The sequence below is a fragment of the Mycolicibacterium palauense genome (genome assembly GCF_002592005.1).
Taxonomy (GTDB): domain Bacteria; phylum Actinomycetota; class Actinomycetes; order Mycobacteriales; family Mycobacteriaceae; genus Mycobacterium; species Mycobacterium palauense.
This window is the reverse complement of sequence record NZ_NVQF01000003.1, coordinates 76411-92752: the sequence shown is the minus strand read 5'-3', so window position 1 is coordinate 92752 and position 16342 is coordinate 76411. Positions and strand designations below refer to the sequence as shown.

Below are 16342 nucleotides of genomic sequence, written 5' to 3'. Positions count from 1 at the left end.
GGTAGCCAGATCCAGAAAACGGCCACGCAGTGGATCTGGGTACCGAATCGATCGGTGCGGCGTGGGCGGTACGGCCGGCGGGTCGGGCCAGCGGCTAGCTGAGCAGCTGCGTGATCGCGGCGGTCATCTCCGGCGAATCGGAGGCGGGCACGTTCTGATAGGTGCCCCCGCTGATCTGGGCCACCGACTCCCAGGTCGGCCGGTCCGAGTCGTCGCCGACGTCGATGATGTTCACCGCCACCGGGCGGGCCGGGTCGGCGCTCTGCCGGATCAGGTCCTGCAGCCCCTGGGCTCCCAACGTCTGGTCGGTGTGCGGGCCGGAGGTGATCACCAGTACCGAGTTGTTCTGCCCGGGACGGAAGTTGGCCAGCGCCTCGCCGTAGACGTTGCGCAGCGTGGTGAACGACACCGCACCGCCGCCGGACGAGCTCAGCCCGCTCAGCGTGGAGGTCAGCACCTGGCTGCGGGGCTGCCCGCCGACATCGTCGCCGAGCGCGCCCAGGTTCACCTGGGTGGTGCTCGACGATCCGTCGAACGTGGTCAGGCCGACGGCCGCGGTCGCCGGCAGCGCCCCGATCCGGGCGTTGAGCGCACCGACCACGGCCGGCAGGTTCAACGAGCGGTCCAGCATGATCGACGTCGCACCGCCGTTGGCCGGGGCAGTCAGGGTGTTGGCCAGCGTCGCGCGCACCCCGGGATCGCCGAAGGACACCGGCGGCGGCAGCGGACCCAGGTCGATTCCGGCGCCGTCCGGCTCGGTGGAGGGCTCGGTGCGGAAACCGGCTTTAGCCAGCGCCTCGATCTGTTCGGGCTTGCGCACGAACCGCTCGAACTCGCTGGCGGCGCTCTGCTGGTCCGTGGAGACCCAGTCGCCGCCGAGCAGGACGGCCGGGAAGTCGGCGATGGCCACCGCGCCCGCGGGCAACCAGGCGGTCAGGGAGTCCTTGCTGTCGGGGTTCGCGCCGCGCCGCTGGATCACCTGTTGTTCGGTGGTCACGACGGCGTGGACGGGCGCCGCGGCGGGATCGGCGCCGCCCGTCAGCGCCGTCATCGCCTCGTCGAGGCTGCGGTTGGCCAGTTCGGGCTGACCGGCCACGAGCAGATTGACCGCGCCCACACCGGCGGTGGCGGGGGCCCCGGGCGGCGCGGAGGCCGTCGCGACGGCCTCGCTGGCCAGGAACGACGCGTCGCTGTCACCGCTGGTGGGCAGGGCCAGCCTCAGCGATCCCCAGCCGGGGAGATTCATCTGGTCCAGCGCCGCGGGATCGCTCTGAAGTCCGGGCAGCGCGGCCCAGTCCTGCGGCCCCAGCGCCTGCTTGAGCTCGGGGCTGACCGCGAGGACCACCGGGGAGGTGACCAGCGACCGGGGGTCGCCGTCGATCATCTCGGTGGGGGCGGCGGTCTGCAGCCGGGCCGTGGACAGCGTGCTGGCCGGGATCCACAGCGCGGGCTTGTCGCCGAGCTCGGCGGGCCAGGTCCCGAGCAGACCGTCGACGACCGCGCCGGAGTCGGCGGACTTGACGGTGATGACCACGCAGTGGTCACCCACCGGGTCGGCGGTCTCGTTGAAGCGCTGGGCGGCCTGCTGCAGGGGCTCGGCCACGGCCGGGTCCGCGAGCACGGCGACGGGCAGGTCGCCCTCCAGGCAGCGCCCCGCGGCGACGTCGGAACGGTTGGACAACGCCTCGCCGAAGAAGCGCCACAGGATGACGGCCGCCACGATCACCACGACGCTGACCAGCGCGACGATCACGCCGACGCTGACGCCGCGCCGCCCGGGTGTGGCCACCCGGTGGCTGCCGGTCCATTCCCCTTCGTTGCGGTGACCGCCGGAGACCGGGCGGCTGGGCGGCGGGCCGGATCGATCCTCGAAGTCGGCGCCGTGCCCGGTGCCGCCGTGGGTCTCATCGTCGTAGTCGCCGTCGTACTGGCCGTCGTACTGGCCGTCGTACTGGTCGTCGTACTGGTCGTCGTAGTCGCCGTCGTACCGGTCGTCATACCGGTCGTCATAATCGCCGTCGTACTCGTCGTCGGGGCGGCGGAACTGCTCGGTCCGGTCCTCGGAGGGGCCGCCGTCGCTGCCGTTGTTGGGGTCGTTGGGATCGTTGGGGTCGTCGGGGCCGGGCATGCTGTGCCTACCCACGCCTGATCACTCCCGTACCCATGTCCTCGTTCGCATCGCTCCGTCTACCGCCTGCCGAGTGTAATCACTGCCCGACGCTGGCTTTGAACTCCCGACGGCGGCGATGCAGGATCGGCTCGGTGTAGCCGTTGGGCTGCGCGGCACCCGACAGGATGAGTTCCTCGGCGGCCTTGAACGCGATGCTGGAGTCGAAGTCCGGAGCCATCGGCCGGTACCCGGGGTCACCCTCGTTCTGCCGGTCGACCACGGGGGCCATCCGCTCCAGCGCGGCCCGCACGTCCTCGGCGGTGATCACCCCGTGGCGCAGCCAGTTGGCCAGCAGCTGGCTGGAGATCCGCAGCGTGGCGCGGTCCTCCATCAGGGCGACGTCGTGGATGTCGGGCACCTTCGAACAGCCCACGCCCTCCTCGATCCAGCGGACGACGTAGCCCAGGATCGACTGGCAGTTGTTGTTGACCTCTTCGTGGATCTCCTCCGGCGACCAGGTCAGCGACGCGTCGGCCAGCGGAATCGTCAGCAGCTGATCCAGCGTGGTGCGGGTCTGCCCGGCCAGCTCCTTCTGCACGGCGAACACGTCCACCTGGTGGTAGTGCATCGCGTGCAGGGTGGCGGCGGTCGGCGACGGCACCCAGGCGGTGCTCGCGCCCGCCCGCGGCTGGCCGATCTTCTGCTCCACCATGTCGGCCATCAGCTCGGTCATCGCCCACATGCCCTTGCCGATCTGGGCCTTGCCGGTGAAGCCCGCCGCCAGGCCCGCGTCGACGTTGGCGTCCTCGTAGGCCAGGATCCAGGGCTGCGATTTCATCGCGCCCTTGCGGATCATCGGACCGGCCTCCATCGAGGTGTGGATCTCGTCGCCGGTGCGGTCCAGGAAGCCGGTGTTGATGAACACCACACGGTCGGCGGCCGCCTTGATGCAGGCCTTGAGGTTGACCGAGGTGCGGCGCTCCTCGTCCATGATGCCGACCTTGATGGTGTTCTGCGGCAGACCCAGGACGTCCTCGACCCGGCTGAACAGCTCGCAGGTGAAGGTGACCTCGTCGGGCCCGTGCATCTTGGGTTTCACGATGTAGATCGACCCGGTGCGGCTGTTGCACAGCGGCCCGTTGCCGTCATTCTCCTTGAGTCCGTGCATGGCAATCAGGCTGGTGAACAGGGCGTCCTGAATGCCCTCGGGCACCTCTGCGCCGTCCTGGCCGCCGGCGTCGAACACGATCGCGTCGTTGGTCATCAGATGCCCGACGTTGCGCACGAACATCAGGCTGCGGCCCGGCAGGGTGAACTCCTCGCCGCCGGGGCCGGTGTAGGTGCGGTCACCGTTGAGCACCCGGGTGAACGTCTTGTCGCCCTTGGCGACCTCCTCGGCGAGGTCGCCGCGGTTGAGTCCCAGCCAGTTGCGGTAGCCCAGCACCTTGTCCTCGGCGTCGACGGCGGTCACCGAGTCCTCGAAGTCCATGATGGTGGTCACCGCCGACTCCAGCACGACGTCCTTGATGCCGGCCTTGTCGGTGGAGCCGATGGGGGAGTCGGGGTCGACGAGGATCTCGATGTGCAGACCGTGGTGGACCAGCAGCACCGCGGTGGGGCTGTCGGGCTCGCCGAGGTAGCCGGCGAACTGTTCCGGATTGGCCAGGGCCGTCGGGGTGTCGCCGCCGAGGGCGACGCTGACCGCGCCGTCGGCGGCGGTGATCGCGGTGGCGTCGGCCCACGAGCCGGTCTCCAGCGGCACGGATTCGTCGAGGAACCTGCGCGCATAGGCGATGACCTTGTCGCCGCGCACCTTGTTGTAGCCGCTGCCCTTCTCCGCGCCGTCGTCCTCGGGGATCACGTCGGTGCCGTAGAGCGCGTCGTAGAGCGAACCCCACCGCGCGTTGGCGGCGTTGAGGGCGAAGCGGGCGTTGAGCACCGGCACCACCAACTGCGGGCCCGCGGTCGAGGTGATCTCGGGATCCACCCCGGAGGTGGTGATGGTGAAGTCCTCGGGTTCGGGCTGCAGATAACCGATTTCGGCGAGGAAGGACTTGTAGGCGTCGGCATCGTGCGGCTCGATGACGCGGTGGCGGTGCCACTTGTCGATCTGCGCCTGCAGCTCGTCGCGGCGGGCCAGCAGATCCTGGTTCTGCGGGGTCAGGTCGGCGACCACCTTGTCGACACCGGACCAGAAGGTGTCGGGGTCGATATCGGTGCCCGGCAGCGCCTCGTTGGTGATGAAATCGTGCAGCACCTTGTCGACCCGCAGGCTTCCCACGGTCACACGCTCAGTCATGGTTCCTCCTCACCGGCAATCCCATCCATCCTACCCACCGGTAACCTCGGCTCGATCACGCGGCGGCCTCCAGCAGCAGGTCACACTGCCGGATCAGTTCCTGACGCAGCGGAGCCGCACGTTGCGCCAGTTCGGTCTGGCAACGGACGTATTCGGCACGCCCCGCCGCCTGCTCCACCCGCACCGGGGCGAACCCGTAGGCGGTCAGATCGTAGGGGCTGGCCCGCATGTCCAGCTCGCGGGCGGCGGCCGCCAGTTCCAGGCAGTCCAACAGAAGCGCGGAATGCACCAACGGCCCCAGCTTGTAGCACCACTTGTACAGGTCCATCGTCGCATGAACGCAGCCGGGTTGTTCACGATCGACCTGGTCCGCGCGGGTCAGCGGCACCGCGTTGCGCCCGGCCGCGTCGTCGGTGAAGAACCGGTAGGCGTCGAAGTGGCTGCACCGCAGCGGCATCGACTCCAGCACCCGGTCGGTGCCGGGGGCGCCCAGCCGCAGGGGCACCGAAGGGTGGCGGACCTCGTCGCTGCGGTAGACCATCGCCCATTCGTGCAGACCGAAGCAGTTCAGCTGCGCCGGCCGGCGCGCCGTGGCCGCCAGCAGCGCGGCGACGAACCGCACGGTGTCCAGACGGCCCCGCAGATACTCCGGGCCGACGGTGACCCCGTCGCCGTGGCGCCGGTAGCCCCCGGCACCGCGGTAGGCCCGCTCGGCGCCGGCGCCCGTGAGCACGGTGCCGTAGCCGGGGTGCCAACGCAGCAGCTGGCGGGGCCGCAGGCTGTAGTAGGTGAACAGGAAGTCCCACACCGGGTGGGCCTGCCCGGCGGCGGCCCGCCGGCGGTGGGGCTCGACGAACCGGCCCGCCCGCTCACGGTGCTCGGCGGCCCGACGCGTCCACTCCGCCTCGGACAGCCGGGTTTCGACGACCGGCTCAGACACGGTGCGTCCCGTCGCGCACCGTGCCGACCAGATCCTCGACCAGGTCCTCCAGCGCCACCATGGCCACCACCGCCCCGGTGGCGCCGCTGGTCACCAACGCCAGATGGCTGTTGTTGCGCCGCAGGCTCGACAGCGCGTCCGGCAGTGCCATGGAATCGCGGACCAGCGGCAGCGGCCGCACCAGCGTCCGGTCCACGATGACCTCGGGGTCGTCGCCGAGGACCAGCAGATCCTTGATGTGCAGGTAGCCGATGAAGGTGCCGTCGGGGCCGGCCACCGGAAACCGCGAGTACCCCGTCTCGGCCAGGGCCCGTTCGACCTCGGCCACCGAGGGTCCGCTGTCGGGACCGGCGACCGGGACGGCGCGGATGTCGGCCAGCGGCACGGCCACGTCGGCGACCACCCGGTTCCGGATCTGCAGCGCGCGGGTCAGGCGGGTGTGCTCCTCGCGGTCGAGCAGTCCCTCCGACACCGATTCGGCGATCATCTCCGAGAGTTCCACGGTCGAGACGGTGATGTCGAGCTCGTCCTTGGGTTCGACCCGCATGGCGCGCAGCGTGATGTTGGCGCACCAGTTGTAGAACGCGATGAACGGGCGCGCGGCGCGGATGTAGACGAGGTAGACCGGCACCAGCAGCATGGCCGTTCGCTCCGGCCCGGCGATGGCGATGTTCTTGGGCACCATCTCCCCGAGCAGCACGTGCAGGGTGACCACCACCGCCAGTGCGATCACGAAGGACACCGTGTGCAGCAGGGCGTCCGGGATTCCCAACAGGTCGAACGGTTTCTCCAGCAGGTGCGCCACGGCCGGCTCGCCGACGCGGCCGAGCAGGATTGAACACACCGTGATCCCCAGTTGGGCGCCGGCGAGCATCAGCGACAACCGCTCACCGGCCCGGATCACCGTGACCGCGCTCTTCTTGCCCTGTTCGGCCAGCGCCTCCAGCCGGTCCCGCCGCGCCGAGATCAGCGCGAACTCCGAGCCGACGAAGAACGCGTTGGCGCCCAGCAGCACGACGGTCAGCAGCACGCCGAGAATGTCAGCGCCCATCAGCGCGCACCCCCTGCGCCGCGGGCTCCGGCGGTGTCGCCGTCCTCACCGCCCCCGCCGTCCGCACCATCGTCGTCGTCGCCGCCATCGTCGTCGGTGTCCTCGTCGTCGGTGTCCTCGTCGTCGGTGTCCTCGCCGTCCTGGCGACGGCCCAGCTCGATCAGGGCGAGCTGGTCGATGCGCCGGCCGTCCATGGCCACCACGGTGGCCCGCCACCGCACCGGATCGTCGACCGGGCTGTCGGCGTCGAACGCGCGCAGCTCCACCGACTCCCCGGCAACCGGGATGTGCCCGAGTTCCTGCAGCACCAGTCCGCCGATGGTCTCGTATTCGCCTTCCGGGGCGCGGTACCCGGTGGCGTCGGCCACCTCGTCGGTGCGCAGCAGCCCCGAGACCTGCCAGCCGTCCCCGGCGGGCACCACGTCCGGGGTGGCGTCGTCGTGTTCGTCGCGCACGTCGCCGACGATCTCCTCGATGAGGTCCTCCACCGTCACCATGCCGGCGGTGCCGCCGTACTCGTCGACCACCAGGGCGGTCTGCAGGCCGTTGGCCCGGATCTGCCCCATCAGGGCGTCACCGTCGAGGGTCGAGGGCACCACGGCCACGGGCTGGGCCAGCGCCGAGAGCACCGTGGTGGGCCGCTCCACCAGGGGGACCTCGAAGACCTGCTTGACGTGCACGATGCCGATCGTCTCGTCGAGGTCACCCTCGATGATGGGGAACCGGGAGTGGCCGGACTCGACGGCGGTGGCCACCAGGTCGGCGACGGTGTCGTCGGCCTCCAGCGCCACGATCTTCGAGCGCGGGGTCATCAGCTCCTCGGCGGTGCGGTAGCCGAACTGCAGTGACCGGTCCACCAGCAGGGCGGTCATCGCGTCCAGGGACCCGCTGCGCGCCGAGTTGCGCACCAGCGAGACCAGCTCCTGCGGGGTGCGTGCGGAGGCCAGCTCGTCGGCCGGTTCGATCCCGACACGGCGCAGGATCCAGTTCGCGGTCCCGTTGGTCGCCCGGATCGCCAGGGTGAAGATCGTCGAGAAGAACAGCTGCGGCCCCGCCGAGAACCGGGCCGTGGGCACCGGGCGGGCCACCGCCAGGTTCTTGGGCACCAGTTCGCCGAAGACCATCGACAACGACGTCGCGATCAGCAGCGACAACGCCAGTGCCACCCCGGTCGTGGAGCGCGCCGGCACCCCGACGGCCAGCAGCACGGGTTCGATCAGCCGGGCCACCACCGGCTCGGCCAGATAACCCGTGGCCAGCGTGGTGATCGAGATGCCGAGCTGGGCGCCGGACAGCTGGAAGGACAGCGTGCGGTGGGCCCGCTGGACGAACAGGTCGCGCCGGTCACCGGTCTTGGCGTTGGCGTCGACCGTCGAACGCTCCAGCGCGGTCAGGGAGAACTCCGCGGCCACGAACAGCGCGGTTCCGGCGGTCAGGACCAGGATCGCCAGGATGCTCAGCGCGGTGAACCACGGGTTCACCGCGTACCCCTCGGGGGGCGGCCGGGCGCGTGGCCCGGCGAACTAGAGGAGGGATCGTCGGGATCGGCGCCGCCGGGCGACGGCCGCTCGGCCTCGGCGGCCCGCTCGGGGCAGGCGGCCTCGATGGGTGCCTGCGGCACGTGATCCCTTTCCCTCGGCTCCCGCGCGGCACTGTCCGCACGTCGGCGTCCATGGTAACGGTTTGCCGCCGACAATCCCGCCAACCGCTCTTTTAGTAAGGCTAACCTTATCCTTTGATACGCTCACAGCGAGTTCACAGTCAGCGGTCGGGCGGCGGAAGGCGAGGCACAAAGGCTCATGGCAAAGGTCATCTCTCGGGCGGTGGCGGCGATCGGCGTGGTCAGCGCCGCCCTGGCGCTCGGCGCGTGTGGATCCGACTCCGGATCCACCTCGGAGGCGGGTCCGACCCCCTCGGCCGCCGACACCCCGCAGAAGGTGGTGATCTATTCCGGACGCAGCGAGGAGCTGGTAGGACCGCTGATCGAGAGGTTCACCGCCAGCACCGGAATCGAAACCGAAGTACGGTACGCGGGTTCGGGCGAGCTGGCCGCCCAGTTGATCACCGAGGGGGACAACTCCCCGGCCGATGTCTTCCTGTCCCAGGACGCCGGGGCTCTGGGCGCCGTCTCGGCCGCCGGCCTGTTCGCGCCGATCGACCCGAGCACTCTGGCGGCGGTACCCGCGGCCTACTCGGCCTCTGACGGATCCTGGCTGGGGGTCTCCGGCCGCGCCCGGGTGATCACCTACAACCCCGATCTGGTCGCCGACCCACCGGAGACCATCGACGGCCTGCTGGCACCGGAGTACCGGGGCCAGATCGGTTATGCGCCGAGCAACGCGTCCTGGCAGTCCTTCGTCACCGGGCTGCGGGTGGCCCGCGGCGACGACGCGGCGCGCGAGTGGCTGACGGCCTTCGGCGCGCAGAATCCGCAGCCCTTCGAGGGCAACGGCCCCATGCGTGACGCCATCAACGCCGGCGAGGTCGGCATGGGCCTGACCAATCACTACTACCTCTACGAGCTGATCAACAGCGTCGGGGAGGACTCCGTGGTGGCACGCAATCAGTTCATGGCCCCCGGCGACCCAGGTGGGCTTGTCAACGTCGCCGGTGTCGGCATCCTCGCGTCCGCCCCCGACCCCGCGGCGGCACAGGCATTCGCCAGCTACCTCGTCGACACCCCGGCCCAGGAGTACTTCGCGGCCGAAACCTCGGAGTACCCGCTCATCGAGGGCGTCGCCGTCAGCGGCGAGATGCCCGAGCTGAGCGAGCTGCAGCCGCCCGCCATCGACCTCTCCCGGCTCGATGACCTGGAGGCGACGCAGGAGATGCTGGTCGAGACCGGGTTGTTGACCAACTGAACCAACCGCGAACCCGGTGTGTCCGGCGCCGCCGGGGCGGCGCGCCCGGGCTCCTGGTCGCGGCGGCGACACTGGTGGCCGCCGCGACGTTGTTGCCGCTGGTCTACCTCGGAGAGCGAGCGGGCGCACGGGGCTCGGCATTCATCGGCCACGAGCTGCTCCAGCCCCGCACGGCAGCGCTCGTCGCACGCTCGGCGGCGCTGGTCGGTGTGGTCACCGCGGCCTGCGTCGTCCTGGGCGTGGGTCTGGCCGTGCTGGTGACGCGCACCGACGTCCCCGCGCGGCGGGCCTTGACCGTCGCCCTGACCCTGCCGCTTGCGCTACCCAGTTATCTGGTCGGCTATCTGTGGGTCTCGACGGTGCCGCAGGTTGCCGGATTCTGGGGCGCTTGCCTGGTGTTGACCCTGGTGAGCTACCCCCTGGTGTTGTTGACGACGCTGGCCGCGCTGGCCGGGGTGGATCCGGCGCAGGAGGAAGTGGCCCGGTCACTGGGCCTGCGGGGAGTCGAAGTCCTGTTCCGGGTCACCCTGCGGCAGGTCAGGGCGGCCATCGCGGCCGGTGCCCTGCTGGTCGCGCTGTACGTCCTCGGCGACTTCGGCGCGGTTGCCGCGATGCGCTACGAGGCCTTCACCTGGGTGATCTACGGGGCGTACCGGTCGGGGTTCAATCCGGCCCGCGCCGCGGTGCTGGCGCTGGTGCTGGTGGCCTTCGCCGTTGCGCTGGTGATCGCCGAGCAGCGGATGCGTGGCCGGGCAGCGGCCCGCGTCGGTACCGGAACCCCCCGCCCGGCGCCGGCAATCGCGCTGGGGCGCTGGCGGCTGGTGGCACTGCTGCCGGGCGCGGCCGTGTTGGCGGCGGCGTTGATCGTCCCCGCCGTGGCGTTGGCCGGCTGGCTGGCCGCCGGCGGGCTGCGCTGGAACGCGGGCCAGTGGGGTGCCGCACTCGCCGCCACGCTGTGGCTGTCCCTGGCGGCCGCGGTGGTGTGCACCGTCGCGGCGATGCCGTTGGGTGTCCTGGCGGCGCGTCATCGAAGCCGGGCGACCCGACTGTTGGAGGGCTCCAGCTTCATCGCCCACGGCCTGCCCTCGATCGTGGTGGCCATCGCCATGGTCTCGGTGGGAGTGACGCTGCTGCGTCCGCTGTACCAGCGTGAGCCCCTGCTGATCCTGGCCTACGCGGTGCTGTTCGTCCCGGTGGCGACCGGGTCGGTGCGCGCCGCGGTCGAAGCCGCGCCCGTGCGGCTCGAGGAGGTGGCCCGATCGCTGGGGCGCGCGCCGCTGCGCGCCTTCGTGTCGGTGACCGCCCGCCGCGCCGCCCCGGGCATCGTTGCCGGGGCGGCCCTGGTCCTCGTGACGTGCATGAAGGAGCTTCCGGTCACGTTGCTGCTGCACCCGACCGGCACCCACACCCTGGCGACCAGGTTGTGGTCGCACACCCTGGTCAGCGACTACGCCGCGGCGGCGCCGTACGCCGCGGCGCTGGTGGTCTTCGCGGCGGTCCCGACCGCGCTGCTGGGTGTCTGGAGCGCCAACCTCGCCGGAGTCCGCGGTGACTGAGCGCATCGCCGACGTCGACATCCGCGGGGTCGCGAAGAGCTTCGGCGCCGGTCCGGTGCTGCACGACGTCACCCTCGGCGTCGCGGCGGGCACCATCACCGCCGTCTTGGGGCCCTCGGGATGCGGCAAGACGACGCTGCTGCGGATTCTGGCCGGCTTCGAGGGCCCCGACACCGGAGTCGTCCGCATCGGTGGTCGCGCGGTGGCCGACGGCGAGGGACTCGACGTGCCCGCCCACCGGCGCCGTGTCGGGCTGATGCCCCAGGAGGGGGCGCTGTTCCCGCATCTGGACGTGGCCGGCAACATCGCCTTCGGGCTGCGGCGACGCCGATCCGCGGCGTCCGCGCGGGTGGTCCGGCGGTGGCTGTCGGTGGTCGGCCTCGACGGCCTGGCCCGGGCCCGGCCCGCCGAACTCTCCGGTGGCCAACAACAGCGGGTCGCGCTGGCGCGGGCGCTGGCCGCCGAACCCAGCGTGGTGCTGCTCGACGAACCGTTCGCGGCGCTGGACACCGCGTTACGCACCCGGGTACGCGAAGACATCGCCGCGATCCTGCGCGAAGCGGGAACCACCGCGCTGTTGGTCACCCACGACCAGGCCGAGGCGCTGTCGCTGGCCGATTCGGTCGCGCTGCTGATGGACGGCACGATCGCGGCCCATCAGGCTCCCGCCGAGCTCTACCAGCAACCCGCCACCCTGGCGGCGGCCCGATTCGTCGGTTCGACCGTCGAATTGTCCGGCCGGGCGCACGGCGGCCGGGTCGACACCGTGCTGGGACGACACCCGAGCCGGCTTCCGGTCCGCGACGGAACGGTGATCGTCGCCATCCGCCCCGAACAGGTCGGCATCGGGGGCCCGGGCGAGGCCGGAGTCCCGGCGCTGGTGATCGCCCGGCACTTCTACGGCGCCGAGTCCGCGGTCGAACTCGTCCTGGGGGAGGGCACGGTGGGGGAGAGCACGCCGATGGTGGCCCGCACCGGGCGGCCGGACGGCCCGATGCCCGGAGACCGGGTCAGTGTGACGATCGCCGGGCCGGTGCTGGCCTACCCGTCGCCATCCGGAGCTTCCGCGCCCGGCCCCTCACCATCCGGCGGGTAGCGGGTGCCCCTCGGCGAACCCGGCGGCCGACTGCACGCCCAGCACGGCCTTGTCGTGGAGCCCGGCCAGCGTGGCCGCACCGACGTAGGTGCACGTGCTGCGGACCCCGGAGGTGATGTGGTCCAGCAGATCCTCCACACCGCCGCGCAGCGGATCCAGCGCCATTCTCGACGAGGAGATGCCCTCCTCGAACAGTGCCTTACGGGCCTGATCGAAGGTGCTGTCCGCCGAGGTGCGCGCCGCCACCGCCCGCTTGGAGGCCATCCCGTAGCTCTCCTTGTAGGGCAGCCCGTCGCGGTCGCGCAGCAGGTCGCCGGGGGACTCGTAGGTTCCGGCGAACCAGGAGCCGATCATCACGTTCGAGGCGCCGGCGGCCAGTGCCAGCGCCACGTCCCGGGGGTGCCGCACACCGCCGTCGGCCCACACGTGACCTCCGAGATCTCGTGCCGCCCTGGCGCATTCGACGACGGCCGAGAACTGCGGACGCCCGACGCCGGTCATCATCCGGGTGGTGCACATGGCGCCCGGCCCCACCCCGACCTTCACGATCGACGCGCCGGCGCTGATCAGGTCGCGGGTGCCCTCGGCCGAGACCACGTTGCCGGCGGCCAGCGGGACGCCCAGATCCAGCGAGGACACCGCCTTGATTGCATCGAGCATCTTGAGCTGGTGCCCGTGGGCGGTGTCGACCACCAGGAGGTCCACCCCGGACTCGACGAGTTCGCGGGCCTTGGCGGCGACGTCGCCGTTGATCCCCATGGCCGCGGCGATGCGCAGCCGGCCGGCCGCGTCGACCGCCGGGGTGTAGATACCGGCCCGGATCGCGCCGGTACGGGTGAGCACCCCGGCCAGCGTGCCGTCGCGTTCGATGATCACGGCCAGGTCGATGTGCTCGTGTTCGAGGCGCTCGAACACCGAGCGCGGGTCGGCCCCCACCGGCGCGGTGACGAAATCGGCGATCGCGATGTCGCGGACCCGGGCGAACCGGTCCACCCCGGCGCACACGGCCTCGGTCACCAGCCCGATGGGCCGGCCCTCGAAGACGACCACCGCCGCACCGTGGGCCCGCTTGGGGATCAGCGCGGTGGCATCGGACACCGAGTCGTCGGGGCCGAGCACCACCGGGGTATCGGCCACCAGGTCGCGGCTCTTGACGAAGTCGACGGTCTGCTTGACCGCGGTGATCGGCAGGTCCTGCGGCAGCACGACCAGGCCGCCGCGGCGGGCGACGGTCTCGGCCATCCGGCGCCCGGCCACCGCGGTCATGTTGGCCACGACCACCGGGATCGTGGTGCCCGAACCGTCGCTGGTCGCCAGGTCCACGTCGAACCGGGAGGCGACGTCGCTGCGGTTGGGGACGATGAAGACGTCGTCGTAGGTCAGGTCGTAGGGCGGCGTGTGGCCGTCGAGAAACTGCACGCCGCCCAGCCTACGGCCGCCGCCGCTCAGGCCTCGACCTCGCTGTGGTCCCCACTCCACAGGGTGTGGAAGCGTGCGGCCGGGTCGGCGTCGATGCGACCGTAGGTGTGCGCCCCGAAGAAGTCCCGCAGACCCTGGGTCAGTGCGGCGGGCAGCCGTTCGGTGCGCAGCGCGTCGAAATAGGACAGTGCCGAGGAGAACCCGGGAATCGGGATGCCCAGCCGGGTGGCCGTCACCACGACCCGGCGCCAGCTGTCGATCGACTCCTCGATGGCGCTGCGGAAGTAGGGCGCGACGATCAGCGTCGGCAGGTCGGGGTCCTCGTCGAAGGCATCCTTGATGCGGTTGAGGAACTTCGCGCGGATGATGCAGCCGCCGCGCCAGATGGTGGCCAGGTCGCCGGGGGTGACGTTCCAGCCGTATTCGGCCGATCCGGCCTGGATCTGGTTGAAGCCCTGCGCGTAGGCGATGATCTTCGACGCGTACAGGGCGCGGCGGACGTCCTCGGTGAAGGTGTCGCGGTCGGCGGGGCGTTCACCGAGTTCGCCCGAGGCCAGCCCCGTGGTGGCCTTGCGCTGGGGTACCGACCCCGACAGCGCCCGGGCGAACACCGCCTCGGCGATGCCGGTCACCGGCACCCCGAGATCCAGGGCGGACTTGACCGTCCAGCGGCCGGTGCCCTTCTGCTCGGCCTCGTCGAGGATGACGTCGACGAGCGGCCGGCCGGTCTTGGCGTCGGTCTGCTGGAGCACCTCGGCGGTGATCTCCACCAGGAAGCTGTCCAGATCGCCGGTGTTCCACTCGGTGAACACCTCGGCGATCTCGCCGGCGCTCATGCCCAGGCCGTCGCGCAGCAGCTGGTAGGCCTCGCCGATGAGCTGCATGTCGGAGTACTCGATGCCGTTGTGGACCATCTTCACGAAGTGGCCGGCACCGTCGGGGCCGATGTGGGTGCAGCAGGGCACGCCGTCGACGTGTGCGGAGATCTCCTCCAGCAGCGGTCCCAGCGACTTGTAGGACTCCGCCGGGCCGCCGGGCATGATCGAGGGTCCGTTGAGCGCGCCCTCCTCGCCGCCGGAGATACCGGCACCGACGAAGTGCAGGCCGCGCTCGGCCATCGCCTTCTCCCGGCGGATGGTGTCGGTGTACAGCGCGTTGCCGCCGTCGATGATGATGTCGCCGTCCTCGAACACCTCGGCGAGTTCCTCGATGACGGCGTCGGTGGGCGCTCCGGCCTTGACCATGATCAGGGCGCGCCGGGGTCGCTGCAGCGCGGCGGCGAACTCGGCCATGGTCTCGGTGCGCACGAACTCACCGTCGGATCCGTGTTCGTTCAGCAGCGCGTCGGTCTTGGCGATCGACCGGTTGTGCAGGGCGACGGTGTAGCCGTGGCGGGCGAAGTTGCGGGCGATGTTCGACCCCATGACGGCCAGGCCGGTGACGCCGATCTGTGCGGTGCCGTCGGTGGCCTTCGACTCTGGTGCAGCGGAACTCATGTGACGCCCTTTCGGTTTCGTGGTGGCACGCGCTTGTCGGCTACGAGTGTCTGGTGCACTGTCGGGTCGGGGGCTCCTACACGCCGAAGAGCCGGCGCAGCTCGGTGAGCCAGGGCAGCGCGACGGCGATGGTGGGCAGCACGAGCACCGCCGCCGCGGCCAGATAGGCGGTGGCGGCCAGCAGCGCGCTGTTGGGCCGGCCCGCCAGCCGGCGCACCCGCACCACCGTCGTGGGCCCGCCGGCGGCCAGCGCCCCCGCCGGCGCCCGGCCGGATGCGCAGGTCACCAGGGCCCGGGCCAGCGGCGCCGGGCCGGCCGAGCGCAGGGCGGCGTCGTCGGCCAGGAGTTCGATCAACAACCGCACCGCGTACAGCGCGCTGCCGCTGCGGACGAAGCGCGGGAAGGCCGCGTGCACCGCGGTGAACGCCTCCAGCACCAGGTCGTGGCGGGCGCGCAGGTGCGCCCGCTCATGGCTGAGGATGGCGGTCAGCTCACCGTCGGACAGGCGGCTCAGCGTGCCCTTGGTGACCACGACGCGGCTGCGGACACCCGGCAGGCAGTAGGCCAGCGGCTCGTTGGCCTCCAGCACCCGGATCTCGTGCGAGTGCGCGCAGGCGGGGGCGGTGTCGGCGGAGGGGGCCACACTGACGAGGTCGACCAGCATCCGGTGCCGGGAGCGGCGCCGGCGGGTCGCCACGGCAACGCGGATTCCGGCCACGATGAGCCGCGCGCCCACCAGCAGTGTCAGCGCCAGCACGGTGACGTGCAGTGCCCACAGCGGAAGGCCCAGAACCGCCAACTCACCGGTGATGGTGGTGGGGCGTCCGTCCGGGCCGGGGACGAAGAGCCTGCTCGCGATCGCGATGCCGGCGGAGAACGCCGACAGCACCGCCGCGACGGCGATCGCCTGCCACAGCACCACGGCGGCGCGCGGGGCGCGCAGCGGCCACTTCGCGCGGGCCAGCAACGCCGGCACGGGGCCGACCAACAGCAGCGCGAGAAGGATGAAGGCCAGCGCGGACACGCTGCCAGTGTCCCTTAGTCGGTCCCCGGATCGCCAGCCGACCCTGCCGGCCCGGGATCCGGACCGTGCTTGGCCTCCAGGTCGGCCAGTGCCCGGCGCAGTGCGTCGGCTTCGTCGACTCCCACCCGCTCGACGAAGTGCACCAGGGCGGCCCGCCTGCTGCCGGAGTCGGCGGCCTGGTCCAGGGCGTCGACCATGAGCCCGGCGACGAGTTCGTCGCGGCCGTGGGTGGGGGCGTAGCGGTGCGCGCGGTCGTCGCGGTGCTGCACCACCAGATGCTTCTTGGCCAGCCGCTGCAACACCGTCATGACGGTGGTGTACGCCAGGTCGCGGTGCGCGGAGAGCGCCTCGTGCACCTGCCGCACCGTCTGCGGTTCGGGTGCGGACCACAGGTGGTCCATCACCGCTTGCTCTAATTCCCCAAGACGAGCCTGTTTGGCCATGATCCGTTCATCTCCGAATGCGTTGGGGCCAGCGTACCCGCGATTAC

At 71.3% G+C, this 16342-nt stretch carries 12 protein-coding genes; 3 read left to right on the top strand and 9 right to left on the bottom strand.

The window, feature by feature from the left end:
- Window positions 1-94: 94 nt before the first annotated feature.
- The 5 genes from CSR00_RS02120 to CSR00_RS02100 all read right to left on the bottom strand — a co-directional run bounded on the left by CSR00_RS02120 (window position 95) and on the right by CSR00_RS02100 (window position 7881).
- Window positions 95-2143, bottom strand: a complete 2049-nt coding sequence (locus CSR00_RS02120; protein WP_099020750.1) for a substrate-binding domain-containing protein — start codon at window positions 2141-2143, stop codon at window positions 95-97.
- 64 nt (window positions 2144-2207) lie between these two features.
- Window positions 2208-4409 carry a malate synthase G gene (locus CSR00_RS02115; protein ID WP_099020749.1) on the bottom strand — a complete coding sequence of 734 codons (2202 nt, stop codon included), beginning with the start codon at window positions 4407-4409 and terminating at the stop codon, window positions 2208-2210.
- A gap of 55 nt (window positions 4410-4464) precedes the next feature.
- Window positions 4465-5349 (bottom strand): 3-methyladenine DNA glycosylase, encoded by an 885-nt coding sequence (locus CSR00_RS02110; RefSeq protein ID WP_099020748.1) that lies wholly within the window; start codon window positions 5347-5349, stop codon window positions 4465-4467.
- On the bottom strand, window positions 5342-6400 hold the full coding sequence (locus tag CSR00_RS02105; protein ID WP_099020747.1) for a hemolysin family protein: 1059 nt from the start codon (window positions 6398-6400) through the stop codon (window positions 5342-5344). Before CSR00_RS02105 ends, CSR00_RS02110 begins: the two co-directional genes overlap by 8 nt.
- Window positions 6400-7881, bottom strand: coding sequence for a hemolysin family protein (locus CSR00_RS02100; RefSeq protein WP_099020746.1), 1482 nt, complete (start codon window positions 7879-7881; stop codon window positions 6400-6402). Before CSR00_RS02100 ends, CSR00_RS02105 begins: the two co-directional genes overlap by 1 nt.
- 318 nt (window positions 7882-8199) lie before the next feature.
- On the opposite strand from CSR00_RS02100, the gene CSR00_RS02095 reads away from it, so the two are divergent.
- From CSR00_RS02095 to CSR00_RS02085, 3 genes are all read left to right on the top strand, one after another.
- A complete protein-coding gene (locus CSR00_RS02095) occupies window positions 8200-9261 on the top strand; it encodes an iron ABC transporter substrate-binding protein (RefSeq protein WP_099020745.1) in 1062 nt (353 codons plus the stop codon).
- A 74-nt stretch (window positions 9262-9335) separates the two neighbouring features.
- Entirely contained in the window at window positions 9336-10817 is a 1482-nt protein-coding gene (locus tag CSR00_RS02090) for an ABC transporter permease (protein ID WP_245905783.1), read from the top strand.
- Window positions 10810-11913 carry an ABC transporter ATP-binding protein gene (locus CSR00_RS02085; protein WP_099020743.1) on the top strand — a complete coding sequence of 368 codons (1104 nt, stop codon included), beginning with the start codon at window positions 10810-10812 and terminating at the stop codon, window positions 11911-11913. The genes CSR00_RS02090 and CSR00_RS02085 overlap by 8 nt, the downstream gene beginning before the upstream one ends.
- Here the strand turns inward: CSR00_RS02085 and CSR00_RS02080 are convergent.
- From CSR00_RS02080 to CSR00_RS02065, 4 genes are all read right to left on the bottom strand, one after another.
- Window positions 11896-13332: a GuaB1 family IMP dehydrogenase-related protein gene (locus tag CSR00_RS02080; protein ID WP_099020742.1), complete on the bottom strand. Its 1437-nt coding sequence runs from the start codon at window positions 13330-13332 to the stop codon at window positions 11896-11898. The two genes, CSR00_RS02085 and CSR00_RS02080, sit on opposite strands and share 18 nt — an antisense overlap.
- A 26-nt stretch (window positions 13333-13358) precedes the next feature.
- On the bottom strand, window positions 13359-14828 hold the full coding sequence (gndA, locus tag CSR00_RS02075) for an NADP-dependent phosphogluconate dehydrogenase (RefSeq protein WP_099020741.1): 1470 nt from the start codon (window positions 14826-14828) through the stop codon (window positions 13359-13361).
- A gap of 76 nt (window positions 14829-14904) precedes the next feature.
- Window positions 14905-15852, bottom strand: a complete 948-nt coding sequence (locus CSR00_RS02070) for a M56 family metallopeptidase (RefSeq protein ID WP_099020740.1) — start codon at window positions 15850-15852, stop codon at window positions 14905-14907.
- Window positions 15853-15866: 14 nt separating this feature from the next.
- The gene (locus CSR00_RS02065) at window positions 15867-16295 is read right to left on the bottom strand and encodes a BlaI/MecI/CopY family transcriptional regulator (protein WP_099020739.1); all 429 of its coding nucleotides are present in this window, start codon (window positions 16293-16295) and stop codon (window positions 15867-15869) included.
- Between the last annotated feature and the right edge of the window lie 47 nt (window positions 16296-16342).

Bases quoted from the DNA above. Each gene is read 5' to 3' on its own strand.
- CSR00_RS02105 (WP_099020747.1), bottom strand. From the start codon at position 6,400: ATGGGCGCTGACATTCTCGGCGTGCTGCTGACCGTCGTGCTGCTGGGC.
- CSR00_RS02095 (WP_099020745.1), top strand. From the start codon at position 8,200: ATGGCAAAGGTCATCTCTCGGGCGGTGGCGGCGATCGGCGTGGTCAGC.
- CSR00_RS02115 (WP_099020749.1), bottom strand. From the start codon at position 4,409: ATGACTGAGCGTGTGACCGTGGGAAGCCTGCGGGTCGACAAGGTGCTG.
- gndA (WP_099020741.1), bottom strand. From the start codon at position 14,828: ATGAGTTCCGCTGCACCAGAGTCGAAGGCCACCGACGGCACCGCACAG.
- CSR00_RS02065 (WP_099020739.1), bottom strand. From the start codon at position 16,295: ATGGCCAAACAGGCTCGTCTTGGGGAATTAGAGCAAGCGGTGATGGAC.